This window comes from Streptomyces pratensis, assembly GCF_037137275.1.
Lineage (GTDB): Bacteria > Actinomycetota > Actinomycetes > Streptomycetales > Streptomycetaceae > Streptomyces > Streptomyces pratensis_B.
Genome location: NZ_JBBBEN010000096.1, coordinates 26,742 through 53,173, shown reverse-complemented (window position 1 = coordinate 53,173; position 26,432 = coordinate 26,742). Strand labels below are relative to the sequence as shown.

Annotated in this window: 14 protein-coding genes and 1 pseudogene; 7 read left to right on the top strand and 8 right to left on the bottom strand. The window is 70.4% G+C overall.

The genetic code is table 11. The features are described 5' to 3' along the window. Nucleotides 1-110: 110 nt before the first annotated feature. Together V9U70_RS22015 and V9U70_RS22010 are read left to right on the top strand one after the other, a co-directional pair. Entirely contained in the window at nucleotides 111-902 is a 792-nt protein-coding gene (locus tag V9U70_RS22015) for an SDR family oxidoreductase (protein ID WP_336677781.1), read from the top strand. Between the two features lie 138 nt (nucleotides 903-1,040). Beyond that, entirely contained in the window at nucleotides 1,041-3,308 is a 2,268-nt protein-coding gene (locus tag V9U70_RS22010; RefSeq protein ID WP_336677779.1) for a serine/threonine-protein kinase, read from the top strand. Between the two features lie 150 nt (nucleotides 3,309-3,458). On the opposite strand, the gene V9U70_RS22005 is transcribed toward V9U70_RS22010, so the two are convergent. Beyond that, nucleotides 3,459-3,944, bottom strand: coding sequence for a hypothetical protein (locus V9U70_RS22005; protein WP_336677777.1), 486 nt, complete (start codon nucleotides 3,942-3,944; stop codon nucleotides 3,459-3,461). A gap of 59 nt (nucleotides 3,945-4,003) precedes the next feature. Between V9U70_RS22005 and pip the strand changes: the two genes are divergently transcribed. Next, the gene (gene pip, locus V9U70_RS22000; RefSeq protein ID WP_336677774.1) at nucleotides 4,004-4,978 is read left to right on the top strand and encodes a prolyl aminopeptidase; all 975 of its coding nucleotides are present in this window, start codon (nucleotides 4,004-4,006) and stop codon (nucleotides 4,976-4,978) included. A gap of 80 nt (nucleotides 4,979-5,058) precedes the next feature. On the opposite strand, the gene V9U70_RS21995 is transcribed toward pip, so the two are convergent. Further along, on the bottom strand, nucleotides 5,059-6,300 hold the full coding sequence (locus tag V9U70_RS21995; protein WP_336677773.1) for a hypothetical protein: 1,242 nt from the start codon (nucleotides 6,298-6,300) through the stop codon (nucleotides 5,059-5,061). Nucleotides 6,301-7,205: 905 nt separating this feature from the next. Beyond that, nucleotides 7,206-13,499, bottom strand: coding sequence for an RHS repeat domain-containing protein (locus tag V9U70_RS21990; RefSeq protein ID WP_336677771.1), 6,294 nt, complete (start codon nucleotides 13,497-13,499; stop codon nucleotides 7,206-7,208). A 665-nt stretch (nucleotides 13,500-14,164) separates the two neighbouring features. Here V9U70_RS21990 and V9U70_RS21985 point away from each other — a divergent pair. Continuing rightward, nucleotides 14,165-16,867, top strand: a complete 2,703-nt coding sequence (locus V9U70_RS21985) for an FG-GAP-like repeat-containing protein (RefSeq protein WP_336677770.1) — start codon at nucleotides 14,165-14,167, stop codon at nucleotides 16,865-16,867. Nucleotides 16,868-17,063: 196 nt separating this feature from the next. Here the strand turns inward: V9U70_RS21985 and V9U70_RS21980 are convergent, their stop codons facing one another. The 3 genes from V9U70_RS21980 to V9U70_RS21970 all read right to left on the bottom strand — a co-directional run bounded on the left by V9U70_RS21980 (nucleotide 17,064) and on the right by V9U70_RS21970 (nucleotide 20,392). Beyond that, nucleotides 17,064-18,053: an aldo/keto reductase gene (locus V9U70_RS21980; protein WP_336677768.1), complete on the bottom strand. Its 990-nt coding sequence runs from the start codon at nucleotides 18,051-18,053 to the stop codon at nucleotides 17,064-17,066. 434 nt (nucleotides 18,054-18,487) lie between these two features. Then, nucleotides 18,488-19,822, bottom strand: coding sequence for an MFS transporter (locus tag V9U70_RS21975; protein WP_336677766.1), 1,335 nt, complete (start codon nucleotides 19,820-19,822; stop codon nucleotides 18,488-18,490). Nucleotides 19,823-19,951: 129 nt separating this feature from the next. Then, a complete protein-coding gene (locus V9U70_RS21970) occupies nucleotides 19,952-20,392 on the bottom strand; it encodes a MarR family winged helix-turn-helix transcriptional regulator (RefSeq protein ID WP_336677764.1) in 441 nt (146 codons plus the stop codon). Nucleotides 20,393-20,525: 133 nt separating this feature from the next. On the opposite strand from V9U70_RS21970, the pseudogene V9U70_RS30620 reads away from it, so the two are divergent. After that, nucleotides 20,526-20,699: pseudogene (locus V9U70_RS30620) on the top strand (ribbon-helix-helix protein, CopG family); the annotation flags it as partial. A 139-nt stretch (nucleotides 20,700-20,838) separates the two neighbouring features. Here V9U70_RS30620 and V9U70_RS21960 read toward each other — a convergent pair. Further along, nucleotides 20,839-22,293: an NCS2 family permease gene (locus V9U70_RS21960; RefSeq protein WP_336677763.1), complete on the bottom strand. Its 1,455-nt coding sequence runs from the start codon at nucleotides 22,291-22,293 to the stop codon at nucleotides 20,839-20,841. Nucleotides 22,294-22,544: 251 nt separating this feature from the next. On the opposite strand from V9U70_RS21960, the gene V9U70_RS21955 reads away from it, so the two are divergent. Beyond that, nucleotides 22,545-22,865, top strand: a complete 321-nt coding sequence (locus V9U70_RS21955; RefSeq protein ID WP_336677761.1) for a DUF2530 domain-containing protein — start codon at nucleotides 22,545-22,547, stop codon at nucleotides 22,863-22,865. A 100-nt stretch (nucleotides 22,866-22,965) separates the two neighbouring features. Beyond that, entirely contained in the window at nucleotides 22,966-25,440 is a 2,475-nt protein-coding gene (locus V9U70_RS21950) for a cation-translocating P-type ATPase (protein WP_336677759.1), read from the top strand. A 44-nt stretch (nucleotides 25,441-25,484) separates the two neighbouring features. Here V9U70_RS21950 and V9U70_RS21945 read toward each other — a convergent pair whose 3' ends face one another. Continuing rightward, nucleotides 25,485-26,369 carry a calcium-binding protein gene (locus tag V9U70_RS21945; RefSeq protein WP_336677758.1) on the bottom strand — a complete coding sequence of 295 codons (885 nt, stop codon included), beginning with the start codon at nucleotides 26,367-26,369 and terminating at the stop codon, nucleotides 25,485-25,487. Between the last annotated feature and the right edge of the window lie 63 nt (nucleotides 26,370-26,432).

Sequence of the window (26,432 nt, the reverse complement as noted above, 5' to 3'; positions counted from 1 at the left end):
TCGAGCCGCCTTACTGATCCCAGCGGGCGAGCGGAAGAGGTGGGGAAGCGGCGGCGCGGGTGACCGGAAAGCCCGTTGACGCACGCCTGCGGGTCGCGAAGGATCACCGCGTGACGACCAACGAAGCCCCCTCCTCAACACCGCCCCGCCCGGTCGCCCTGATCACCGGCGTCGGACGCAGCATCGGCATCGGCGCGGGCATCGCCCGGCGGCTGGCCGCCGACGGCTGGGACATCGCCTTCACCTACTGGACGCCCTACGACCGGCGCATGGACTGGGGGGCCGAGGACGGGGCCGCCCAGACCATCGCGGAGGGGCTGACGGCGGCCGGGGCGCGGACGACGGCGATCGAGGCGGACCTGTCCGACCCGGACGCCCCGGCCCGGATCTTCGACGCAGCCGAGGAGCGCCTCGGCCCGGTGACCGCGCTCGTCCTCTCGCACGCGGAGTCGGTGGACTCGGGCCTGCTGGACACCACCGTGGAGGCGTTCGACCGTCACTTCGCGGTGAACGCACGGGCCAGTTGGCTGCTGATCCGCGAGTACGGGCTGCGCTTTTGCAGCGCGCCCGGCACCGCGGCGGGCCGGATCGTCGCGCTCACGAGCGACCACACCGTCGGGAACCTCCCGTACGGGGCGAGCAAGGGCGCCCTGGACCGCATCACCCTGGCCGCCGCACACGAGCTGGCGCACCTCGGGCTGACGGCCAACGTCGTCAACCCCGGCCCGGTGGACACCGGGTGGATGAACGACGAGCTGCGGGAGGCTCTCACGGCGGGGACTCCGCTCGGCCGTCTCGGCACCCCGCAGGACACCGCGAACCTGGTGGCCTTCCTCTGCTCGGCCGAAGGCCAGTGGATCAACGGGCAGTTGCTCAAGAGCAACGGCGGGGCGGCGTCCTGACGGCCTGCTGAGCGCCCTTCCGTCGGGCCTCCTGGGCGGCCGCCCCGCCGGGCCGCGAACCGGCGTGTCCGCTCCGCACGTCTCCTCCCGGGGAAACGTCTACTGTGGCGTCGTCCATGGAGTGCACAGGGGGTCCACATGCACAACGAAGACACGGGCAGCTGCGCGGGCGCAGGCCCCCACGACCGCTGGGCGGGCCACGACCTCCAGCGCTTCGACACGGGCGCCCCGCAGGAGTGGTCCCGTACGCCGCCGCACGGCACCCCTCCCGCGCCCGCCATGGTGATCGAGGGCCGCTACGAACTGCTGGAACCGATCGGCAGCGGCGGCATGGGCGAGGTCTGGAAGGCCCGCGACCGGCGGCTGCGCCGTCTCGTCGCGGTGAAGGGCCTGCTCGACCGGAACGCCATGACCGCCGGCACCCAGACGGCCGCGATGCAGCGGGCTCGGCGCGAGGCGGAGGCCATCGCCAAGATCGAGCACCAGAACGTGGTGACGGTCCACGACCAGGTCGAGACCGACAACCAGGTCTGGATCGTGATGAAGCTGCTCGAAGCCCGGTCCCTGGCCGACCTGTTGCGCAGCGAGCGGGTCCTTTCCGTACCCCGGGCCGCGGACATCGGCCTCCAAATCCTCCAGGGTCTGCGGGCGGTGCACGAGGCGTCGGTCGTCCACCGCGACGTGAAGCCGGGCAACGTGCTCGTACGGGACGACGGGCTGGCGATCCTGGTGGACTTCGGCATCGCCACGTTCGACGGCGCGGACCGGGTCACCCGGTCCGGGAGCGTCGTCGGCACTCCCTCGTATCTGGCCCCGGAACTCTTCGCCCCCGCGTCACCGGGGCCCGCGCCGGCCTCGGACCTGTGGGCGCTGGGGGTCACGCTGTACGAGATGGCCGAGGGCCGCGTGCCGTTCGGCGGCGGCGAGGTGTGGGAGGTCCAGGAGAACATCAGGCGGTCGCCGGAGCCCGCCCTCCGGTACGCCGGGCCGCTCTCCCCGGTGATCCAGGGCCTGTTGATCCCGGACCCGCGCCAGCGCCTGGACGCGGCCACGGCGGAGGCGATGCTCCGGGAGGCCGTCAAAGACCCCATCACGCCACGCGACACCCCGGCCACCTCCCCGGCCCCGGCCGCCCCTGCCGCCTCCTCGGCCTCGGCCGCCGCTTCCCCCGCCTCCGTGCCGGCCGCCGATTCCGGCCCGGCGGCCCCTTCCCCGCCCGCGCCCTCCCCGCCTCCTCCGTCCCCCGCGCATCCGCCGCTCTCCTCCGCTCCCCCGTCAGAAGCGGCGGCGCGTCCGTCGGCAGCGGTCCGCGCGCCGAGCGCGTCGGCCCCCGCTCCGCGCCTCGCGGTCCCCCCTTCCAGCCCCACGCCCACGCCCGCGCCCGCCGAACCGGGCCCGGCCCCCGGCCCCGTCGCCCAGCGGCCGGGCGGGCGGCGCGGCAGGCCCCCGGGGTGGAAGGCGGCGGCGGCCGTGGTGTGCGCCGCGCTGCTGGCCGGCGCCGTGTGGTTCGCCGCTCAGGGTGACGGCTCGGGCGGCGGTGCGGGGGGCGGCTCGGGCGACCAGGCCGGTGCGGACCGAGGGCAGGGGGAGGGGCCGGCCGGCGACAGGACGAAGGAGTTCTGGAGGGACACGCACCCCACCCTGGAGATCGGCGTCAAGGACGACCAGCCGGGACTGAGCAAGTACGACGAGAAGACGCGGACGTACCAGGGTTACGACATCGACCTGGCCTACGCGATCGCCGACAGCATGGGCTACGAGCGGGGCGAGGTCGCCTTCACGACGGTGGCCACCGACTACCGGAGCACCGCGCTCAAGACGAAACAGGTCGACCTGGTCATCGCGTCGTACAGCATCACGGACGACCGCAAGAGCGCGTCGCCCGGGGAGTACAGCGTCGACTTCGCCGGCCCCTACTACGAGGCGAGCCGGGGTTTCCTGGTGCGCGAGACATCGAAGAAGTACACGATCAACGACTCCAGCGACCTCCAGAAACTCGGCGTCGAGGTGTGCACCGCCAGGGACTCGACGTACGAGACGGAACTGCCCAAGCAGGACTTCGTCATGGCGAGATCACAGCCCAACACCTACCAGGACTGCCTGGACAAGCTGTTGGACCCGAAGTCCGACGTCTACGCGGTGGCCTCGGACGACATCATTCTGGCGGGCTATGTGAAGGCCAACCCGGGCAAGGTGCGACGGCTGGAGAACATCAAGGGCGCCGAGGGTTACGGCGTGGCCATGCGGCCGAAGTCCCCGGTCCTGAAGGGCGAGGTGTGCGCGGCGCTGCGGACCATCCTGGACAGCAAGACCTGGGAGGACATGTACAAGGACAACCTGTCCGGCCTGGTCGGCGACAAGAACCCGCCGGGCCGCCCGGAACTGACCGAGTGCGAGGGCCACTGACGCGGGGCGGCGGTGCCGGCCGGCCGGGGGCGGGGTGACGCCCCGCCCACCGCTGTCGGGCCGCCCCCGGCGCGTCCCCACCGGCGGGGACGCGCCGCCCCGGTCACCGGAGCCCGCACCCTCGGGGCCCGACCCTGCCCGGGCCCGGGCTCATGCCTCCGGGAACCGTTCCCCGCACCGGCTGCAGAACACCGGAGCGGGGTCCGGCGACAGCCGCCCGCACTCCGGGCAGACCCGGTCCAGCAGGCAGGGGCTCTCGCCGCCTTCGTCCGCGCCGCTCGGCGGCTTGATGGCGAGGCCGGGGCGGCGGCGGTGGACGGTGAGGTAGGTGAGTCCGTCCGGGCCCGCGGCGAGGGCGCGGCGGGAGGTGCGGGGCAGCCAGGTGACGGTGGACGGGACGAGGTCCAGGGCCCCGCCGCCCGTACGCACGACCCCGCCGCCCTCCAGCACGACCAGGAGCACGTCGAGGATGTCCTCCTGGTGCTCTCCGACCTCTGAGCCCGGCGGCAGACGCACCAGATTGGCGTCCAACTCCCGCCCGGGTTCGGACAGATGCCACAGCGCGCCGCGCTCGTCGGGGGCGGCAGAGGCGAGGAGTCCGTGCAGGACGGCGAGGACCCGGGGAGTCGCGTTCACGGTGTCCAGGCTACGCCGCTGCCGCTAACATGCCGGGTTCACCAAGGGGAGGAGCCGCGATGGACCGCGAGCCGGACGCGTTGTACCCGCCGATCGAGCCGTACGAGAGCGGCATGCTGGACGTCGGCGACGGCAACCTCGTGTACTGGGAGACGTGCGGCAACCCGCACGGCACGCCGGCCCTCGTGGTGCACGGCGGCCCCGGCTCGGGCTGCACGCCGCGCGCCCGGCAGTACTTCGACCCGGACCGCTATCGCGTGGTCCTCTTCGACCAGCGCGGCTGCGGCCGCTCCACACCGCACGCGAGCGACCCCACGACGGACATGCGGCACAACACGACACCTCACCTGATCGCCGACATGGAGCGCCTGCGGAACCACCTGGGCATCTCGACCTGGCTGCTCTACGGCGGCTCCTGGGGCTCCACGCTGATCCTGGCGTACGCCCAAGAACACCCGGAACGCGTCACGGAGGCCGTCATCGCATCCGTCACCACGACCCGCCGCAGCGAGATCGACTGGCTGTACCGGGGCGTCGGCCAGCTCTTCCCGGAGGCCTGGGACGCCTTCCGCGCGGGCGTCCCCGAGACGACGGACCCGGCCGGGCTGGTCGCGGCCTACGCCCGCCGCATGGAGAACCCGGACCCGGCGGTACGGGCCCGGGCGACGGCCGACTGGTGCGCATGGGAGGACGCGGTCGTCTCGATGGAGCCGTACACCGGCCCGCCCCCGTTCAGCGCCCGCCCGGACCGGGCCCAGCAGGCGTTCGTCCGCATCTGCGCCCACTACTTCGCGCACGGAGCCTGGCTGGAGGAAGGCCGCCTCCTACGCGACGCCCACCGCCTGGCCGGCATCCCCGCCACCCTGGTCCACGGCCGCTTCGACCTCGCCGCCCCCCTGACCACCGCCTGGGAACTCGCCCGCGCCTGGCCGGACGCCGACCTGACGGTGATCGACAACGCGGGCCACCTCAGCGGCACGGAAAGCCGGCGAGCGGTGCTGGCGGCGCTGGACGGGTATGCGGGGAAGAGCTGAGGCTGGGCTGCACCAGCGTGGGCGCGGGGCGGCGGGTCACGCGGACGAGCACAGCGCCGGCATGGGCGGCGGGCGGCGGCTCAGGCCCCCTCGGTGCGGCAGGCCGTCGCGGGGGCATCCTCGTCGATGACCTCCGCGAGCGCCGTGTAGTACGCCGTCGGCCGGGCCTCGAAGTCCGTCCAGGTGGCCAACTCATCGGCATCGACGTCCGGGCCGCGCAGCAGATCGACCGAGGACTGGGCGAACTGCTCGGCCCATGCCTCCCGTTCGGCTTCGGCCAGCACGATACGCAGCTCGGTCACCGCCGCCAGGACGTTGTCGCGCTCGTACGGTCCCGTCCGCAGCATTTCCCGTACTCCGGCCGCGGGTTCGGCCGTGATGAGCAGCGGCGCCAGCCGTGCGGCCAGCTCCCTGCCTGCCCGTCCGGCGCTCCGCGCCTTCGGCCCTGCGTCCACCAGCACCCTCAGAGCGGCCAGCAGCGCGGTGGTACGCGGTTCGGGGCCGCGCGCGTCGAACCGCACCGACACCTCCCGGCCCACCGCGTCGGCCGTCCGCCGCGCGGCGGCCACCGTCTGCTCCGCCGTGTCCCGTTCCATGCCCAGGAGCTGGGCGAGGGCCCACGTCCCGGCGTCGAGTACGTCCCGCACGGTGCGAACACCGCCCTTCTCCATCTCCTGGGTGCGTAGCCGCCCCTCGGCAAGGCCCCGTATTTGGGTCACCGGAATGCGGTCCAGCTCTCCGTCCACCAGCTCGCGGTGCAGCGGCGCCCACGCCGTCCGGACCGCCTCCAGGGCCCGGTGGTGGTCCTGCGCCACCTGCTCGGCGGCCTCCCTGAGCCGTGCCGCCCGGCGGACGACCGCGGGCCGCGCTCCGCGCGCCCGGCGCAGCAAGCGGATGTTCCCGCCGACGACGCCGACGACCATCAGGGGCAGCCCGGCCAGCACCAGGACATCGGAGCGCTCGCGCCTCTCCTCATCCGCTTCTTGGTCTTCCTCCAGGTGGTACAGCCGACCCTGGTCCGGCCCCTCGGCGAGCACCCACCCGCTGTCCCAACCGAAACCGGTGGCCAGCTCGTAGTGCGGCGCCTTCAGCGCCGGGCTCCGCCCGGCATCGCACTGGTAGGGTCCCTCCCGCTCGTCCGCGAACCGGAAGGGATTGGACCAGGCGACCGTGCACGTCCCGTCGGGCTTCTCGTCGAGCACGGTCAGCTCGACCTGCTCCAGCTCGGGAAAGTCCGGGGTGTTCGCGTAAAGAACCGCCGACCAGGTGAACAGGATCAGCCCAAGGGCCAGTACCCACCGGAATACAGGCAGATGCCTCACCCGGACCCTCCCTCTGCTCCTCGTCGGCGGGCGCCCGTGCGGTCCGCACGCTCAGCTTGCGCCGCAAGAAGCCGGAAGGACAAGGCCAGAAGCGGGCAGTGGCGGAACCAGCCTTCCTGCTTCCGGCAACCCACTACAGCGCCCTCACGCTGCGCGCAGCTCCAGGGGCCGCGTTGTTCGATCCGGAGACCTGCCGGGAGGCGCATGGCGCCTCAGAGGGACCGTCCGGCAGACGCACGGCGCCCCCGACCGATGGCTCCTCGGCGCACATCCCTGGTGCTCCGTGGAGGCGCACGTCGGGGGGCCTGCATCCGTTGTACGGCTCAGGCGGGCAGCCGAGACCGCGGTTTTGCGGCACATCAGGACAGGCCGTCATACACCAAAACGGAAAGAGCGGTCAGTCCGACAAGCATCCATCCACCACCCATGACTCTCACAAAAGCCTCCGAAAGTCCGGACCCAACAAGCCCTCCCCTGAAAGAGTGGCCCCACCCTTTCGGGTTAAACAGCACCAGGAAACCAACAGGAAGAAAAAGTAACAGGAAACAAAAAAGAAACATCAAACACCCCCTCGGACCAGCAGATAGAAGAACGCCAAGGCCATAAGAAACCCGAACGCAATCAGAACCCCGCCGAACATCATGGACGCCTTCCACCGCCAAGACTTTTCGTGCCCCAACGACCTCGCGGCCAAATGCCGACCAGACATCTGATCCGCCATCCCCCACCAATTCCTCCTGACAGCCAGTCCCATCAAAATCATGACTAGAGAGAAGAATAGAAGCACAACGAAACATCCCTTCGCTATCAGCAGGACAGAAGGGCGGCGCCCCTACGGCAAGACGTAGGGGCGCCGCGCACTGTTAAGCGTTCGCTCGAGCAGGGTCAGTTCGGCCGATTTGCAGTTAGTTCAGCTTGAACATCCACGTATGGTTCACCCCGAGGCCGAGCCCACCTTGGACTCCTGGGCCGCCACCATAGCTGGTGGCCCAGACAGGTTCCTCGCGGAAATTGCGCACAGCGGTACGGTCCGGATTGACTGCCGCTTCATGGCCAGCCGTAACTCCGCCACCATAGTGGGCGGAAACTGATTTATCTATGCCGTATCCAGCGAGCTGCGCAAGGTCGTCTGCATTGCTTTCGACATAACTTCCGTCTCCGGCAAGCCCTCCCCCGAGCGCCGCAATTCCAGCCGAGAAGCTGATTCCGTACTTCCAATCACCTTCGGCGTTTTTGCTCCACATGAAGCAGGCTCCAGTGCTACCCATGGCATATACACCGCCTGACAGGCCGGCGCACACCCCATGCGTCCGAGTCTCCCCCTTAGTTGAAACCGAATCAACTGCCAGTTTCTTCAGTTTCACCACCTCGCGCTTTACTGCACCGGCCACGTCCGGGCCATTCTGATAGTTCTTGGGGTAGCGGATCTTGTAGCCAGGGATGTACTTCGGAATCCGAGGAATCATAAAGGTCGACGGACTGGCCCGATAATTATTGTAGTAGCGAATCGAGTCAACGTCCTTCTTCGGCGTCTGCTTCCAGACCCACTTGCCGCTCTTCTTCGTGTAGCCGGCCGTCATCCCCCGCTTCTCGGCCCACCGCTCGTCGTTGTAGGAGTTGCCTCCCACCGGGCCGTCCGGGCGCAGGCCCGTCGGGTCGGACTTGGTCAGCGGGTTGTTGTGGGCGTAGCTGTAGGCGTTCATCTGCGCCGGGTCGTGGAAGTCGATGACCGGGTCGACGGAGAGGAAGCGGCCCAGGACCGGGTCGTACTCGCGGGCGCCCAGGTGCGTCAGGCCCGTGGGGTCGTTGGTGCCGCCGACGAAGCCGCGGGAACCGAAGACCGTCGACTGCTCGGACCGCAGGCCGCCGAAGGGGAGCTGCTTCCTGCGGGTCAGGGCCAGGGTGCCGACCGCGATGGCCGTCATCGCCGTGCCCTGGTGGTCGCTCATCAGGTAGGCGATCGCGTTGCCGTTGCGGACCGCCACCGTCTCGCCGTTGTGCGTGTAGTAACGCGTCGCGGTCTTCTTGCCGTTCGCCGCGAGGTTCAGCTGGTCGCCGTTGGGGAGGGTGAGGGTGCTGGACCCGTCGCCGTTCTTCGCGATGATGCGGTTGCCGTCGGCGTCGTAGGTGTAGCCGGTCTTCCTGCCGCCCTCGGTGAGGGTGGCCAGGTGGCCTTCGGCGTCCCAAGTCAGGGTCTGCACCGTGGAGCCGATGGTGCGCCGGGTGGTGTTGCCGCTCTTGTCGTACGCGAAGGTGCTCGTACGCCCGTCGTCGGGGCCGCCGGTGACGGAGGCCTGCTGGACCGCGTGCGGGCGGTCGCTGCCGGGGGTCGGCATCGTGTAGCGGGTGACGGCGGCCGCCGTGCCGGCCGAGGTGGCGTGCTCGGTCTGCTGCGTGCGGTTGCCGACCTTGTCGTAGCGGTAGCTGTGCCAGTACGCGTCCGGGCCGCCGACCGTCGAGGCCGAAGGGGCCGCCGCACAGTCGGACTTCGCCGTCCACGCCTCGGTCAGCCGACCCAGCGGGTCGTTGGTGAAGCACTGCCGGTCGGTGGACTTCTGCGCGTCCTGGCCGCTGACGCCGGTCACCCCGGTGACGTTGCCCGCCGGATCGTAGGCGTACGTGGTGTCGTCGACCCGCTGGGGGGCGATGTCGCGGTCCGTGGTCTGCCGGACGGTCTGGCCGGTGTGCTCGTCGTAGACCTTGGTCCGGTACGCCTTCTGGTTGAGAGTGGCGCCGAACTCCAGGCGGGTCGGCCGTGAGAAGACGTCGTACGCCGTGTTCCCGACGAGCGCGCCGCGCTGGCCGCTGGTGCGGAACGGCTGGTCGTCACTGTTGTAGTTCGTGACCACCCGCTCGGCCGGGATGTCGCCCACGGCCGGGTTGAGGGTCCAGAGCAGCGCCCCGGTCTCCGGCTTGTAGCCGTACGTCCAGGTGAAGGCGCCCGCCAGGCCGCCGGCCGCGGAGGGGACCGTGGTGGTCGTGGACGTCGGCTGGTAGCGGTCGTTGAAGCCGCCGGCCTCCGTGGTGTACGCGGCACCCCCGACGTAGCGCGTGCTGCTGGTCAGCTGCCCCTTGGCGAGCGTGTCGTAAGTCCGCTTCGACAGGGTCGTGTCGCCCTGCTTGACCTCGACCACCCGGCCGAGCACGTCGTATTCCGTGGCGAGCGTGACGCCCCGCTCGTCGGTCGTGGTGACCGCCCGGCCGAGGTCGTCGTACGTCGTGTTGGTGACGCCCTTGTCCGGGTCGTCGGTCCGGGTCTTCTGACCCCGGCTGTCGAACGTGTAGGACCAGGTGTTGCCGTCGGCGTCGGTCACCTTCGTCGGCTCGTCGTACTTGCCGTACGTGTAGGTGGTCTTCTGCGAGGCCGTGCGCGCCGCGTTCGTGTACTGGAGGAGGTCGGTCGTGCGTCCGCGCGCGTCGGTCACCGTGGTGGTGGCCGTGCCGCCCTTGGGCGGGACGACGGTGGTGCGGTCGCCCTCGTGGACCGTCGTGCTGCGCCACTGCTCGTCGCCGAACTTCAGGGAGAGCGCGTCCGTGACCCTGCCCAGTCCGTCGAAGCGGTTCTGGACCGCCGCCGGCACGGTGTTCACCGCGGCGGAGGCCAGCGTCGCCGACGGCGCGCCCTTGGCGTAGTAGGGGGAGTACGTCTGCCAGGCCCAGCCACGGGTGTCGTAGTGGGTCTCGGTCATGATCCGGTCCTGCGTGCCCGCGGCCGGGGCCTGGGTCTGGCGCTCACGCAGCAGGCCGTCGTAGAGCGTGTAGGCAGTGCGGTAGTCGCCGTTCTGCTTCAGCTCCTTGGTGACGACGGCGTTCACGGCGGTCTTGGAGATCGTATAGCCGTACTCGGTGGAGGGCTTGTCCGCGTGGTCGGCCTTGGCCCAGCCCGGCTCCCACACCTTCACCACCCGGCCGAGACCGTCGTGGACGGCGTCGGTCCGCTTGCCGTTCGCGTCCACCGCGGCGGTGGTCGCCCCGCGCACCGGGTCGTGGGTGGTGGTCGCCTCGTGGCCGAGGGCGTTGGTCACGGTGACCGTCGTCGGGGCCTGGAAGGCAGCCGGGGCGTAGGCGGTGCTGGTGGTGTTGTTCAGCGCGTCCGTGGAGGTCTTCTCACGGCCATGCTGGTCATAGGTGTGCGTGGCGGTGGTGAGGTAGCCGGTGCCCTCGGCGTCCTGCTCGTCGAGCCGCGTCACATCGCCCTTGGCCGGTGCCTTGGTCGGACTGGTCGCGCCGTCGTAGTAGTGGCGCTGCGCCGCGATCAGGTCCGCCGGGAGGTCCGGGGTGACACCGCATGCCTTGGCCACGGTCCTGGACTCGGAGATCGTCGTGAGGATGTTCCGCGTCGTGTTGCGGACGTAGGTGTTGGTGGTGCACCTCTCGTCGCCGGTCTTGGCCGTGTCACCGAGCGAGGACTCGGTGAGCACCTGGCCGACCGCGTCGAAGGTCCGCTCGGTACGGGTGGTGCGCCAGCCCGAGCCGACGGCGGTACGGATCTCCTCGCTCTTGCCTCCAGTGGCGTAAGCGTGACGGGCGGGCAGCCCTTCGGCCCGGGTCTCCGTGGCCGTGGGGGCGGACCGCCACGGTTCATGGCTGGTGGTGGCTTCGATCCCGCCGCCGTCCCCGTCGTACGTGGCCTCCCCCCGGGTCATGCCGGAGAAGGCCTCCCGGTCGGTGACCGCGACGCCCGCGTGGTCCTTGACCGCGGCCCCGTCGATGCCCCGGAAGTAGCGGTACTCCTTCAGGGTCCGCTTGTCCGGCGCGACGCCGCTGCGCACCTGGACGCGGCCGTATCCCTTGCGGTCGCCATACGTGAGGTGCTTCGCGTCGCTGAACTCGTCGTCCTTCGACTTGGCCCAGGCCATGCCGTCCAGGTACGCGTAGTCCGTCTGCTTGGCGGGGGCGCCGCCCGTGTTGTCGGTCTCCACGATCTGGGTGACGACGTAGGCGTGGAACCAGTCGAGGTACGGCTCGTAGTCCGCGGCCGGGGCGTCCGGCGGGGACCACTTCACCGGGTAGCAGCGCCGCTTGTTGGAGGTGGGCGTGGGGACGCTGCCCGCCTTGCAGTCGACCGACGAGTAGGTGACGCCGATCGTGCCGCCGGTCTCGGTGTCGATGCCGTGGACACGGTAGCGCCACAGCGGCGGCACCGGGTCCGGGCCGCCTCCGGTGGTGGCCCCCTCGACGCGGTTCGGCAGGGCCTGGCCCTTGAACGTCACGGCGGGGAGGGTGACGGACCCGGTTCCGCCGTGTCCGGTGCGGGTGATCGACTTCAGCCACAGCGCCGGATCGCTGCCGTCGCCCGTGGCGGGGAACTGGTGGGCGAGGGTCCAGGTGTCGACCGGCTTGAAGGCCGTGCCGACCAGCACCGACGTGTCGATCTTCGTCAGACGCTCACGGCTCCAGAACGAGGGCGAGTAGCGGTCCTTGCACTCGGTGCCCTTGGCGCAGTAGCGGTCGAAGGGGACGTCGGGCCAGTTCTTCGCGTGGGCCTTGTCGAAGACGCCGCAGTCGCTCAGGCAGCGCTCGCTGTTCGTGAACTCGACCTTGGCCGCGGGCTTGGCGTAGAAGTCGGTGGACCGCAGGCCGTACTCGATGCGCTTCAGGGAGCCGCCGCGGGTGTACGGGGTCGCGGTGGACGCCCCGGTGCTGGGGTTGACGTTGCGCCCGTAGTAGTTGGTCTCCTTGTCCCAGTAGTACGTGATGGCGTCGCCGTGCGTGTCGATGACCAGGTCCAGGTTCCACCGCCAGCCCTGCTGGCACCAGGCGTCCTTGAACGCCGACGCGTAGCAGGGTTCGCCGGGCTGGTTGCCGAAGACGGGGACGGTCCAGGTCGAGTCGGTCTCGTCCTTGCCCGCGGCCCAGCCGCGCGGCCGGTTGAAGCCGAAGTAGTAGCGCGTGCCGTCCGGGGTCGTCACCCGCCAGTACTCGCCGTTGTCGTCGCCGTTGGCCAGGGAGGTGTTGGTGAGCTGGGCGACTTTGGTGCCGTCGTCGCTCTCCAGGCGCCACTCCCCGCTGTCGGTGTCCTTGATCAGGGTGTTGGACTGGCCGCCGAGGTTGATGACGGCGTTGTCCTTCTTCCAGCAGAGGTCGCCGACCTTGGCCGTGGTGGTGCTGTTCTTGGCGTCCTCGGTGCAGGGGATGTACCGGCGCTCGATGTAGCCCGGTTCCATCGACCAGCCGTCACCGACGGCGTTGGCCTGGTTGTTGGTCGATGCCGTGCGGCCGTCGACCGACTGCGAGGAGTAGCCCAGCTTCAGGTCGGGGACGGCGCCGCCCGCCACGCCCGGTGTGGAGATCGGGTACGTCCAGGAGAAGGCCCCGTTCGAGCCGCCCGCGGACCATGACGCGGACGGGGAGAGCGAGGTGGCTCCGAAGTCTCCGGACGAGCCGGACGCCGCGGCGGTCGCGGCCAGCAGCACGGTCCCGCTGGAGAGGGCACGGGCGCCGGCCTTCGGCTCGACGGGGGCGGCGTCCGCGGAGGCGGTCCCGGCGGTGGCCGCGGGCAGCCGTACGGCGGCCTCGATCGAGCCGGCCTTCACGTCGTTGGCAGTGGGAAGGGCCTCACCGGTGGCGCAGCCCTTCTTGCCCGGGGTGGTCAGCGCACAGGCGGGGAGCGTCTTCAGCGTGAGCCGGGAGGCCCAGTCGCCGCCGTAGGCGTCCCGGAAGCCCGAGTAGTCGACCGTGACGTCCACGTCACCCTCGGCCCCCGCGGTGGGGCGCAGCGCCAACACAACGCCCTCGATGTCCAGCGCGTCGGCGGTGGCACGGTCCAGGACCTGGACCTGGACCTTCTTCGGGCCCGCCTTCGGTTTTCTGTCAGGAGCGGACGTCCGGGCGGAGGACTTCTTCGCCGGCTTCTCCGCCCCGGAGTCGGCCAGACCCACGCTGACGGGCAGGGAGCCGGCCTTCACCGAAGCCCCGTCGACACGGAGAACGGGGGTCGCCGTGCCCGGCTCGGGCCAAGCGGCCTTCGGCTTCTTCCACGGGTGCCGGGCGGTCTGGTCGGGCTTGCCCGAACCCTTCTTCTTCACCTCACCGGTGGGCACCGGTTCCGGTTTCCCCAGACCCAGCAGGTCGAGCTCGGCGGCTGCCGCCACCGGCCCGCCCAGCAGTCCCGCGAACAGGAACGCGGTGAGGACGGCGGCTATCGGTCGCGCCCGTCTCCTCGTCCGTCCCGTACTGACGTCCCCACCCGAAAACATGCGCAGAACTCCCCACCCGGTTGCCGCAAAAGGCCATGACTGAGAACGGAAGTTAGCAGGGCCTCCACAGGTTCAGCACAGCCCGGACATAACAATTCGACCCTCGTAGGCCGTCCCTGCAAGAGAAAGGTGCTCAATTCATTGGCAGATGAACCGAAATAAGAGGAATCACCGCCGCTCATGCGGCTGCGTGACGCCCCATCAGCGGCACATTGCTTTCATCACGCTTCCCTCACGTTCTAGGGTGCGACTCGAACTCACCAGGGAGGGGACCTCATTCAATGGCACGTTTGCGACGCAAGGCCAGATGGAGAACAAAGCGGGGCATCACGGGGGCGGCGACACTCGCCGCCCTCCTGGCGCTCGGCGTTCCCCACTACCAGCCGGAAGCCGCGGCCGCGGGGCCCGAGGCCGCCACGACACCTGAGGCACCCAGGGACGACGACACGGCAGCCGCCTCGGAGCAGGCCTCGAAATCGGGCCGACAGACTGAGGTAATCGCCCAACGCACCGAGACCACAAAGCTGTTCGCCAACCCCGACGGATCGTTTACTCAAGACACCTACGCGCTACCGCAGTTCGTACGACAGGACGGTAAACTCGTTGCCTTTGACACGACATTGAAAACCCATGCGGACGGAACTTTTTCGCCGAAGGCGACCGAGGTGGACGTACGCTTTTCCGGCGGCGGTGAAGGTGCTCTGGCGACCGTCGAGCGCGACGGCCGCAGCATGTCCTGGACCTGGCCCCAGCCGCTGCCCGAGCCCGACGTCGACGGGGACACCGTGACGTACGGGGACGTCCTCACCGATGTCGACCTCAAGCTCAAGGCGAACCCCGCCGGATTCACCAGCCTCCTCGTCGTCAAAACGGCCGCGGCCGCCGCCGACCCCGCTCTCAAGCGGGTTCAGTTCGACCTGGACACCCAGGGCCTGGAGGCACGCACCGACGCCCATGGCAACTTCACGGCGGTCAACCCGGCTGGCGAGGAGGTCTTCACCGCCCCGACGCCCCTGATGTGGGACAGCAGCTCCGCGGCGGCGCCCGCCACCCTCTCGGCCCGCAGCGCCGCCACCGAACCCCCGCCGCCGGCAAACGAGTTCGAGCCCCGCTACGGCGCCCAACAGGCGACCATGGGCCTCGCGGTCACGGACGGGAAGCTGAGCCTCACCCCGGACCAGGAACTCCTGACGGGCGAGGACACGCAGTACCCGGTGCTGCTGGACCCGGCCGTCTCCGGCTCCCGCCACTCCTGGACGATCGCTTACAAGAAACACCCGAACAGCTCGTTCTTCAACGGTGCGAACTGGGACACCACCAAGGGCACCACGACGGCCCGCGTCGGGTACGAGAACGTGACCAACGGGCTGGCCCGGTCCTTCTTCCGGATGAGGGCCGGCAACCTGTGGTCCACCAAGAAGGTGGTCTCCTCGTCCACCTTCCGGATCAAGAACACCTGGTCATGGTCGTGCACCGACCGGACCGTCGAACTCTGGGCGACCAGCGCGTTCTCCTCGTCCACCACATGGAACAAGCAGCCCACGTGGCGCAAGAAGCTGGACTCCGTAAACGACTCCCGCGGCTGGGGGCCGGGCTGCCCGGCAGGCAACCTCGCCTTCGACGTGACCGCGGCGGCGAAGGACGGCATCGCCAACCGGTGGAACACGCTCACCTTCGGCATGCAGGCCTCCAGCGAGGGCGACGTCTACGGGTGGAAGAAGTTCGACGCCAACTCGGCCGTGCTGTCGACGACGTACAACACCGTGCCCAACGTGCCGAGCGGGCTGGACACCATCCCCAGCTCCGGCGGGTGCGACATGGTCGCTCCGTACACCACGATCGGGAACACCGACGTCACCCTGACCGCGAAGGTCTCCGACGCGGACGGGGGAACGGTCCGTGCCCAGTTCCGCCTGTGGGGGACCGACAACCTGTCCGGCGGGTCCGAGATCTTCAACCAGATCGTGTCCGCCAGCTCCGGCACGGTGGCGAAGGTCAAGGTCCCCAAGGCCACACTCCAGCAGCACCTGGCCGCGGCGAAGGGCAACTTCGGGTGGAAGGTGCAGACGCTCGACGCCACGTCCAAGTCCGCCTGGAACCCCAACCCGGGTACATGCCGTTTCGACTTCGACCCCACCCGGCCCAGCACCCCGCCCACCATCAGCTCCCAGCAGTTCCCCGACGGGTCCGACGGCTGGCCCGCCACCACCGGGGAGGCCCGCACCGCGGGGACCTTCGTCCTCGGCAGCGGGGGCGTCGACGACGTGAAGGCGTACGAGTACTGGAGCGACTGGGACCCCGCTGTCCGCACGGTCGCGCCCGGCACCGACCTCGACGGAGACGGCAAGGCCGACGCCAAGCTCGTCCTGACCCCGCCCGCAGCCGGGCCACAGCGGCTCTACGTCCGCAGCCTCGACGCCGCGCAAAACCGCTCCGACCGGGCCTCCTACCTCTTCTACGCGGGCGGGCTCTCCGTCCCCGACAAGGCCGGCGACCTCAACGGTGACGGCCACGCCGACCTCTACGGGGTCCGGAGCAACGGCGAGCTGTGGCTCTACCCCGGTCAGGGCAACGGCTACATCGGAGCCGGAACCGCCGCGAGCAACGGCGACTTCGCCCAGGCCGGCATCACCCACCGCGGAGACTGGACGGGCGACGGCCTTGAGGACCTCGTCGCCGCCATCCCCGGCGACGACGGCAAGACCCTGCAGCTCTACCCGAACAACGGGGTCGGCTGGGCCTGCACCGCGCGCGACGAGCAGGCCGACGGGCACTCCCGCGCCTGCCTGTACGACCGCCAGGAACTCGCCGTCTTCGACGAGGCCGACAACCACTGGGCCGACGCCGACCAGATCCTCGCCGTCGGAGACGTCGACGGCCCGCTCGACGCCGACAACGACGGCACTGCCGATGTCGCCGGCCATCCCGACCTGCTCGTCAAGGAAGGCGACTTCCTCTGGCTGTACTACGGTTCCCCGTCCCTCTACCTGGACGACGCCCGCGCCCCCGTCCTCGTGGGCAACGGGTCCTGGTCCGACTACGACCTGCTGGCCCCCGGTGACCGCACCGGCAACGGACGCGTCGACATCCTCGCCCGTTCGAGGACCAACGGAGAACTGCGCCTCTACGAGGGCACCGGCCCGTCCGGTGAGGGGCTCGGCAACGGAGCGAAGCACACGGTCATCGGGTCCGGGTGGACCCCCGCCTACCGGCCGCTGCTCACCGCCTTCCCCGACGCCGGCTCCGACGACAGGGCCGACATCTTCGCCACCGGCGGTGACGGCAAGCTGTACGTCTACCCCAATCTCTCCGGCAGCGGCGTCGCCATCGGAACCAGCGGATGGCTCGACTTCCAGGCCCTCAGCTGACGTCCGGACCGGTTGACGTCCAGACCGGCTGACGTCCGGACCGGCTGACAAACGAGCAGCCGCAAAAGGGGGCGCCTCCCGTCACAGCGACGGGAGGCGCCCCCTCCTCGTTCCCTGCTTCCGCCGCCCGGGACGCCGCGAGCCGTTCACGCTCCCGTCCCCCGCTCCCGTTCCGCGAAGAGCGAGCCCGCTCCCACTACCAGGCGAAAGCCTCCGGGGAAGGCCCCGGGCCGGGGAAGATCTCGTCCAGGCCGGTGAGCACCTCCTCCGAGAGCTCCAGCTCCAGGGCGCGCAGGGCACTGTCCAGTTGACCGGCGGTACGCGGGCCGACGATCGGGCCCGTGACGCCGGGGCGGGTCAGGAGCCAGGCCAGGGCCGCTTCGCCCGGTTCCAGACCGTGCTGGTCGAGCAGGTCCTCGTACGACTGGATGCGGGCGCGGGCCGCGCTGTCGGCCAGGGCCTCGGCGGTACGGCCGGAGGCGCGGCGGCCGCCCTCCGCCGCCTTCCTGAGGACACCCCCGAGCAGACCGCCCTGGAGCGGCGACCAGGGGATGACCCCGAGGCCGTACTCCTGCGCCGCCGGGATGACCTCCATCTCGGCACGGCGTTCGACGAGGTTGTAGAGGCACTGCTCGCTGACCAGCCCGAGGGAGCCACGGCGGGCGGCGGCCTCGTTGGCCTGGGCGATCTTGTAGCCGGGGAAGTTCGAGGACCCGGCGTACAGGATCTTGCCCTGCTGGACCAGGACGTCGATCGCCTGCCAGATCTCCTCGACGGGCGTGTCCCGGTCGACGTGGTGGAACTGGTACAGATCGATGTGGTCGGTCTGGAGGCGCCTGAGCGAGGCGTCGACCGACCGCCTGATGTTGGCTGCGGAGAGCTTGTCGTGGTTGGGCCAGGCTTCGCCGTCGGCGGCCATGTTCCCGTACATCTTGGTGGCCAGGACCACCTTGTCGCGACGGCCGCCGCCCTGGGCGAACCAGGTGCCGAGGATCTCCTCGGTGCGCCCCTTGTTCTCACCCCAGCCGTAGACGTTGGCCGTGTCGAAGAAGTTGAGGCCCGCGCCGAGCGCGGCGTCCATGATCGCGTGACTGTCCGACTCGTTGGTCTCCGGGCCGAAGTTCATCGTCCCGAGGACGAGCCGGCTGACCTTGAGTCCCGTACGTCCGAGCTGTGTGTACTCCATGACGCCCCAGCCAACTCCTTCGAGCCCGGTCGGGGCAAGCACCGAGGCCGGACGGGTGGGGGCGGGCGGGGCGGGGGCGGTTCTCCGGGGCCCGCCGGACCGGCCCCAGGGCCCGCGCGGCAGGCCGCCGGGCCCGGCGGCCTCACCCGCCGAAGGCGGCCGCCACGGCGACGACGACGAACATCAGCACGAGCACGGCCGCCATGATGCGGTTTCTGGTCTTCGGGTCCACCCTTCGAGCCTAACGGCACCGCTCACCGTCCCGGCCCCCAGGCCCGTGCCTGCCGCCCGGCCTCCCCCTCGCGGGGCGCTCCCACGGCCCCAGGGCGTGCCCGGGGCCCGGGCCCCGTCGTCTACCACGCTCCTGCCCCGCGACGCCGGAACGCCCTCCCCCCGGTCGCTCCGGGGGAGGGCGTTCTCGTGTGCTCGCCGGGCTACGCAGCCGTCGCCAGCTGCTCGCGTGGGACGAAGCGGACGTGCGGGCGGCCCGGACGGAGGTCGACCTTCAGGCGGAGGCCGCCGACGCGGGCGAGGGCGAAGCCGACGCAGAGCGCGGCGATCACCGAAATCGCGCCGCCGGCCGCGAAGCCGACGCGGGCTCCGTACGTGTCGCTGATCCAGCCGACGATCGGCGCCCCCACCGGGGTGCCCCCGGCGAAGACCATCATGTAGAGGCTCATCACCCGGCCCCGCATCTCGGGGTCGGCGGCCATCTGGACGCTCGTGTTGGCGGTGATGTTCGTCGTCAGGCCGAGCATGCCGATCGGGACCAGCAGGAGGGAGAACAGCCAGACCGACGGGGACAGCGAGGCGGCGATCTCCAGCAGCCCGAACGCCGTGCCGGCGAGCACCAGCATCCGCAGCCGCGAGGAGCGGCGGCGGGCCGAGAGCAGGGCTCCGGCCAGCGAACCGGCCGCCATCAGGATGTTGAAGAACGAGTACATCCCCGCGCCGCCGTCGAAGATCTCGTCGGCGAAGGCCGTCAGCCAGATCGGGAAGTTGAAGCCGAACGTGCCGACGAAGCCGACGAGCACGATCGGCCAGACCAGCTCGGGGCGGCCGCGGACGTACCGCAGCCCCTCGCGGAGCTGCCCCTTGGCGCGGGGCACGGTCACCGAGGCGTGCAGTTCGTTCGTCCGCATCATCAGCAGGCCGACGAGCGGGGCCAGGAACGACAGTCCGTTGAGCAGGAACGCCCAGCCGCTGCCGACCGTGGTGATCAGGACGCCCGCGACGGCGGGGCCGATGAGCCGGGCGGACTGGAAGTTCGCCGAGTTCAGGCTGACCGCGTTGCGCAGCTGCGCCGGGCCGACCATCTCGGAGACGAACGACTGGCGGGCCGGGTTGTCGACGACCGTCACCATGCCGAGCAGGAAAGCGACCAGGTAGACGTGCCAGACCTCGACGACCCCGGTCAGGGTCAGTACGGCCAGGGCGATGCCGCAGAGGCCGAGCAGGGCCTGGCTGACGAGCAGGATCTGCCGCTTCGGGAGCCGGTCGGCTATGACGCCGCCGTACAGGCCGAAGACGAGCATCGGGAGGAACTGCAGCGCCGTCGTGATGCCGACGGCGGTGGCGGAACCGGTGAGGCTCAGGACGAGCCAGTCCTGCGTGATGCGGGACATCCAGGTACCGGTGTTGGAGATCACGGCGCCTGTGGCGAACAGGCGGTAGTTACGGATCTTCAGCGACGAGAAGGTCCCGCCGGCGGTGCTCTCGTGGGTGGAAGTCGGTGCGGGGGCGGAGTCTGCTCCGGGTCCCGTACTCAAAAAAGTTCGCCTCCTCGGGCGTCTGGCGGCGTTCGGTCCGACGAGGACGTGACGACGGGCGCTCCGGCGGTGACGGTCCCCGGCCGGCTGGGGCAGCCGGTAGGGCGTCACGCCGACGCGCCCGTGGGGTCACAGGTGGGCGAGCTTCTCCAACACGGGCGCGGCGGCCCGCAGCGTCTCCCACTCGTCCTCGTCCAGGCCCTCGGCGAGGTGGGCCAGCCAGGCGTTCCGCTTGATGCGGCTCTCCGCGAGCATGGCTTCCGCCCGCTCGGTCTGGCTGACCCTCTTCTGCCGACGGTCATCGGGGTGCGGTTCGAGCCTGACCAGCCCCTTCGCCTCCAGCAGCGCGACGATGCGGGTCATCGACGGCGGCTGCACATGCTCCTTGCGGGCCAGCTCGCCGGGGGTGGCGGAGCCGCAGCGGGCGAGCGTGCCGAGCACCGACATCTCGGTGGGGCTCAGCGACTCGTCGACTCGCTGGTGCTTCAGGCGCCGGCCCAGCAGCATCACGGCGGAGCGGAGGGAGCTCACGGCGGCGGCACTGTCGCCGTCGTGGTTCAGGTCAGGCATGTTTGTTAGCGTAACTCATTACCCAGGCTAAATACCACCTGGCGCACGCGGATGAGATTCCCATCACCCGAACGAGTGAGTTGGAAGTGGAAAGCGGCGCACGGGGCGCTGCGGGGCGGCGACCCTGCTGGACATGGGATCGACAGTGCTCAGCCTGCGGATGGACGGTGAGCTGCTCGACCGGCTCCGGCAGCACGCCGCCAAACGCGGCATGAGCGTCCAGGACTACGTGGTCCAAACGCTCATGCGCGACGACTTCGACGAACGCTTCAACGCCGCCGTCGACGAGACGGAGAAGTTCTACGGGGACGGAAGCGGGGGCAGTGGCGGAGAAGGAGGCGCAGGCGCAGGCGGAAGCGAGGGCGACGACGGGGCCGCCCGGCGGGCGGTCCCGGCCGAACCGGCCGTCCGGGACCGGCCCGGCCGGCGGCAGGTGACGCCGACGGTCACGTGAGGCCGAGCGCCGGCATCGCGTAGTAGAAGACGAACACCGCCGACACCGCGTACATGGCCGGCGGCACCTCACGGCCGCGTCCGGTCGCCAGTCGCAGCACGGAGAAGGCGATGAACCCGATGCCGATGCCGTTGGTGATCGAGTACGTGAACGGCATCATCACCATGGCGAGGAACGCCGGGACCGCGAGCGTGAAGTCGCTCCAGTCGATGTCCCGCACCGAGCCCGCGATGATCAGGAAGCCGACCGCCAGCAGGGCGGGCGTGGCCGCCTGCGACGGGACCATGGTCGCCAGCGGCGTCAGGAACAGCGCCACAGAGAACAGCAGGCCGGTCACCACGCTCGCCAGCCCGGTACGGGCCCCTTCCCCGACGCCCGCGGTGGACTCCACGAAGCACGTGGTGGCGGAGGAGGAGGAACCGCCGCCCGCGGCGACCGCGATGCCGTCCACGAACAGCACCTTGTTGATGCCGGGGAAGTTGCCCTCCTTGTCCATCAGCTTCGCCTCGTCGCCGACGCCGAGAATCGTGCCCATCGCATCGAAGAAGCACGACAGCAGCACGGAGAAGACGAACAGGGCGCCCGTCAGATAGCCGACCTTCTCGAAGCCGCCGAACAGGCTGACCTCGCCGAGCAGGCCGAAGTCCGGCGCGGCGACCGGGTTGCCCGGCCACGACGGCGTCGTCAGCCCCCACGCCCCCTCGGGCAGACCGGCCACCGCTTCCATGACCAGGGCGACGACGGTCATGGCGACGATCGAGATGAGGATCGCGCCGGGCACCTTGCGCACGATCAGCGCGAGCGTGAGCAGCGCGCCGAGGACGAAGACCAGGATCGGCCACCCGTTGAGGTGCCCGTCGGCGCCGAGCTGGAGCGGCACGGTGGTGTGGGCGGCGTCCGGCATGCGCGAGACGAAGCCGGAGTCGACGAGGCCGATCAGCAGGATGAAGAGGCCGATGCCGATCGCGATGCCCTTGCGGAGCGACCTCGGTACGGCGTTCATCACGCGCTCCCGCAGTCCGGTGGCCACCAGGAGCATCACCACGATGCCCGCGAGCACCACCATGCCCATCGCGTCCGGCCAGCTCATCCGGGGGGCGAGCTGGAGCGCGACGACGGTGTTGACACCGAGGCCTGCGGCGAGCGCGATCGGCACGTTGCCGATGACGCCCATCAGCAGCGTGGAGAACGCGGCGGACAGCACGGTCGCGGTGACCAGCTGCCCGTTGTCGAGCTGGTGGCCGTACATGTCCTTCGCGCTGCCCAGGATGATCGGGTTGAGCACGATGATGTAGGCCATCGCGAAGAACGTGGCGAAGCCGCCGCGGAACTCGCGCCCGACGGTCGACCCGCGCTCGGAGATCCGGAAGAACCGGTCCACGCCGCTGCGGGGCTGGGGGACCGGGGGCTGCGGTGCGTCGACCTGAGCAGGGGCCGAGGGGGGCATGGGTGACCTCAGTCGTACGTAGGGAGGCGAGACACGGAGGTGGAGCGTTCTGCGATCTGGGTCGTAACGATCGGATTTGGACGTTCACACGAACAAAACGGGCCAACCCAAAGCAGATTCAGTATGAATACATCAAGCGAAGATCGCTATCTCCGCGCGTAGACCCTTGTGCCACCGCCTCCCCGCGCACCTCCCGCCCCCGCCCGTACCGACCCCGGGGCCCCGCTCCCCCGGCTCCGTACACTGGACGCATGGAGAAGTGGACACCGAAGCACGAGGCGCCCGAGCCCCTGGAGGGCCCCGTCGTCGCCACCGTCGTCGGCGGCACGGTCCTGTGGCTGGTCCTCTTCCTCGCCCAGCTCCCCTTCTACGGCTGGTTCGCCGACCGCGGGCACACCTGGTGGGTGTGGACGCCGCTGGCCGGCGCCGGACTCGGGCTGATCGGCCTCTGGTACGTCCGCGGCCGCGACGCCGCCCTCAAGCGGCACGCCGCCCAGGCCGACGCCGGGCGCACCGCCCCTGCCGACGCCGGGCGCACCGCCGCCACCGGGGACGCGGAGCGGAGCACCTGAGTCCGCTCCGTACGACCTCAGGACCGACCTGATCATCCCCCGGTCGGATCTTCGGCCCTCCGGCGGGTGATTCCCCCCGCGCCCCCGTAACGTCGGAACCATGACGCAGCGGGCACTCGATTCCTCCGGGGAGCAGACCCCCGGGCCCCATGGGCCGGGCAGAGACGACGCGGGGGCCGAGGCCGACCCCGCCCACCCCAGGGAGCCGGCTCCGCCGGCCCGCGTCTCCGGCGGACTCACCGCCGGAGAGGTCGCGGAGCGGGTCGCGCGGGGCGAGGTCAACGACGTACCGGTGCGCTCCTCGCGTTCTCTCGCCGAGATCGTCCGCGCCAACGTCTTCACCCGGTTCAACCTGATCATCGGCGTGCTCTGGGTGATCATGCTGTTCGTCGCGCCGATCCAGGACAGCCTCTTCGGGTTCGTGATCGTCGCCAACACCGGCATCGGGATCATCCAGGAGTGGCGGGCCAAGAAGACCCTGGACAGCCTCGCGGTCATCGGCGAGGCGAAGCCGACCGTACGGCGTGACGGCGTCGCCGCCCAGATCCCCACCTCCGAGATCGTGCTCGGCGACCTGGTGGAGCTGGGCCCCGGCGACAAGGCGGTCGTGGACGGCACGGTCGCCGAGGCCGACAGCCTGGAGATCGACGAGTCGCTGCTGACCGGTGAGGCCGACCCGGTGGTCAAGCGGCCCGGCGACCCCGTGATGTCCGGCAGCTTCGTCGTCGCGGGCGGCGGCGCGTTCACCGCCACGAAAGTGGGACGCGAGGCGTACGCCGCCCAGCTCGCAGAGGAGGCGTCGCGTTTCACGCTCGTCCACTCGGAGCTGCGCAGCGGCATCAGCACGATCCTGAAGTACGTCACCTGGATGATGGCGCCGACGGCGATCGGGCTGATCGTCAGCCAACTCGTCGTGAAGGACAACAACTTCAAGGACTCCGTGGCCCGGACCGTCGGCGGCATCGTCCCGATGATCCCCGAGGGCCTGGTCCTGCTCACCTCGGTCGCCTTCGCCATCGGCGTCGTACGCCTGGGCCGCAAGCAGTGCCTGGTGCAGGAGCTGCCCGCCATCGAGGGGCTCGCCCGGGTCGACGTGGTCTGCCTGGACAAGACCGGCACCCTCACCGAAGGCGGCATGGACGTCACCGAGGTCCGTCCGCTGAACGGGAGCGGCGAGGCGTACGTGCACCAGGTGCTGCGCTCCCTCGGCTCGTCGGACCCCCGCCCCAACGCCAGCCTCCAGGCCATCATCGACGCCCACCCGGAAGACGGGGAGGGCGCGCGGGCGTGGACGGTCACCGACGCGATGCCGTTCTCCTCCGCGCGCAAGTACAGCGGCGCGGCGTTCGAGGAGAGCGACGGGACCGCCTCCGCCTGGCTGCTCGGCGCGCCCGACGTGCTGCTCGTCGAGGGTGACCCGGCCCTCGACGAGATCGAGCGGCTCAACGAGCGGGGCCTGCGGGTGCTGCTGCTGGCCCGCGCGCCCGGTGCGCTGGACGCGCCCGACGCCGCCGCCGGGGCCGTGCCCACCGCCCTGGTCGTGCTGGAGCAGCGGCTTCGCCCCGACGCGGGGGACACGCTCGCCTACTTCGCCCAGCAGCGGGTGGCGACGAAGGTCATCTCCGGCGACAACGCGGTCTCCGTCGGCGCGGTCGCAGGGAAGCTCGGCCTCGCGGGCGCGGAGAACACCCTGGACGCCCGCCGGCTGCCCACCGACCCGGACGAGATGGCCACGGCCATGGAGCAGAACGCGGTCTTCGGCCGGGTCACCCCGCAGCAGAAGCGGGACATGGTGGCCGCCCTCCAGTCGCGCGGGCACACCGTCGCGATGACCGGCGACGGGGTGAACGACGTGCTGGCCCTCAAGGACGCCGACATCGGGGTGTCGATGGGCTCGGGTTCCGAGGCGACGCGCGCGGTGGCGCAGATCGTGCTGCTGAACAACAGCTTCGCGACGCTGCCCTCGGTCGTCGCCGAGGGCCGCCGGGTGATCGGCAACATCACCCGGGTCGCCACCCTGTTCCTGACCAAGACCGTCTACTCGGTGCTGCTGGCGATCCTGGTGGTGTGCTCCCAGGTGGAGTACCCGTTCCTGCCGAGGCACCTGACCCTGCTGTCCACGCTGACCATCGGCGTCCCCGCGTTCTTCCTGGCCCTCGCGCCGAACCGGGAACGCGCCCAGCCCCATTTCGTACGCCGTGTCATGCGGTACGCGATCCCCTCGGGCGTCATCGCGGCGATCGCCACCTTTTCGACGTACCTGATCGCGCGGACCTACTACGCGGGCGAGGGCGCGTTGGAGGCCGAGACGAGCGCGGCGACGCTGACGCTGTTCCTGGTGTCGATGTGGGTCCTGGCGATCATCGCCCGCCCCTACACGTGGTGGCGGATCGGCCTGGTCGCGGCGATGGGGCTCGCCTTCCTGATCGTGCTCGTCGTGCCGTGGCTCCAGGACTTCTTCGCGCTGAAGCTGGTGGGGGCGCCGATGCCGTGGACGGCGGTCGGTATCGCGGGGGCGGCGGCCGTCCTGCTGGAGTTCACCTGGCGCTGGGTGGGGCGGCGCTTCGGGGCCTGAGCCCGCAAGCGCCGCGGGGGCGCCCCCGTGTACGGGCGCCGTCGTTACCTGACGTCGACGAAGTCACCGGCGGCAGAGACGGCCGGCGTGGTGGACGTGCCGGCGAAGCTGTAGCGCCAGTAGCCGTCGACCGAGGCCTTGACGGCAGTCTTCAGCGCGCCGGTCGAGCTCGACGTGATCGTCTTGACCGTCGTGTAGCTCTTGGCGCCCTTCTTCCTGAACTGGAGCTTCACGGGCTGCTTGGTGTAGCCCTTGTACGTCCCCGTGTCCCAGTTGGCGCGGGTCAGCTTCCCGGTGACGGTGAGGGTCCCGCCCTTCTTCACCGGCTCGGGCGAGGCGTTGACGGTCAGCTTGGAGAAACGCTGGACGCGGGTCTTGGCCTGCGCGTCGTTCCAGACGAAGTCCTCGTCGCCGCCGGTGGCGGCGAGTGCGCCCGCCGCCACCTTCCAGGTGCCCGCCAGGCTGCTGGTGTACAGGTCGTCGGAGCGCGGGTCGACCGTGACCGTGACGGTGCAGGTGGACGTGGTCGGGTCGGCCGACACCTTGCAGGTTCCGGCGTCCTGCGTGGGGCCGAGGAAGCCGTCGATCTCGTCGATGTGGCCGTGCCACAGGTAGGCGTACGCGTCGGCGATGCCCGAAGGCGAGGAGGCCGTGATCGCGATGGTGAACTTCTTCTTGGACTTCGTGCCCACCACGATGTCCTTGCCGCCGTTGACGACGACCTTCTTGATGACGGGCTTCTCTGCCGCACGGGCGGCCCGCCGCCCGGCGGCGGGTGCGGACGAACCGCTCTCGGCGCCGAACACGTCGGCGCCGGAGGGCAGGGTGGCGCCGGCGACCGGCTTCTCGTCGGCCTGGACGGCCGGTACTGCGAGGGCGGAAAGAGCCAGGGCGCCGGAGGCGGCGGCCACAGTGGCACGAATACGCATGAGTCCCCAAGTGGAGAAGGGGCCCCGGGGCACGTCATCCGCCCGGCGGGGCCCATCTGATCC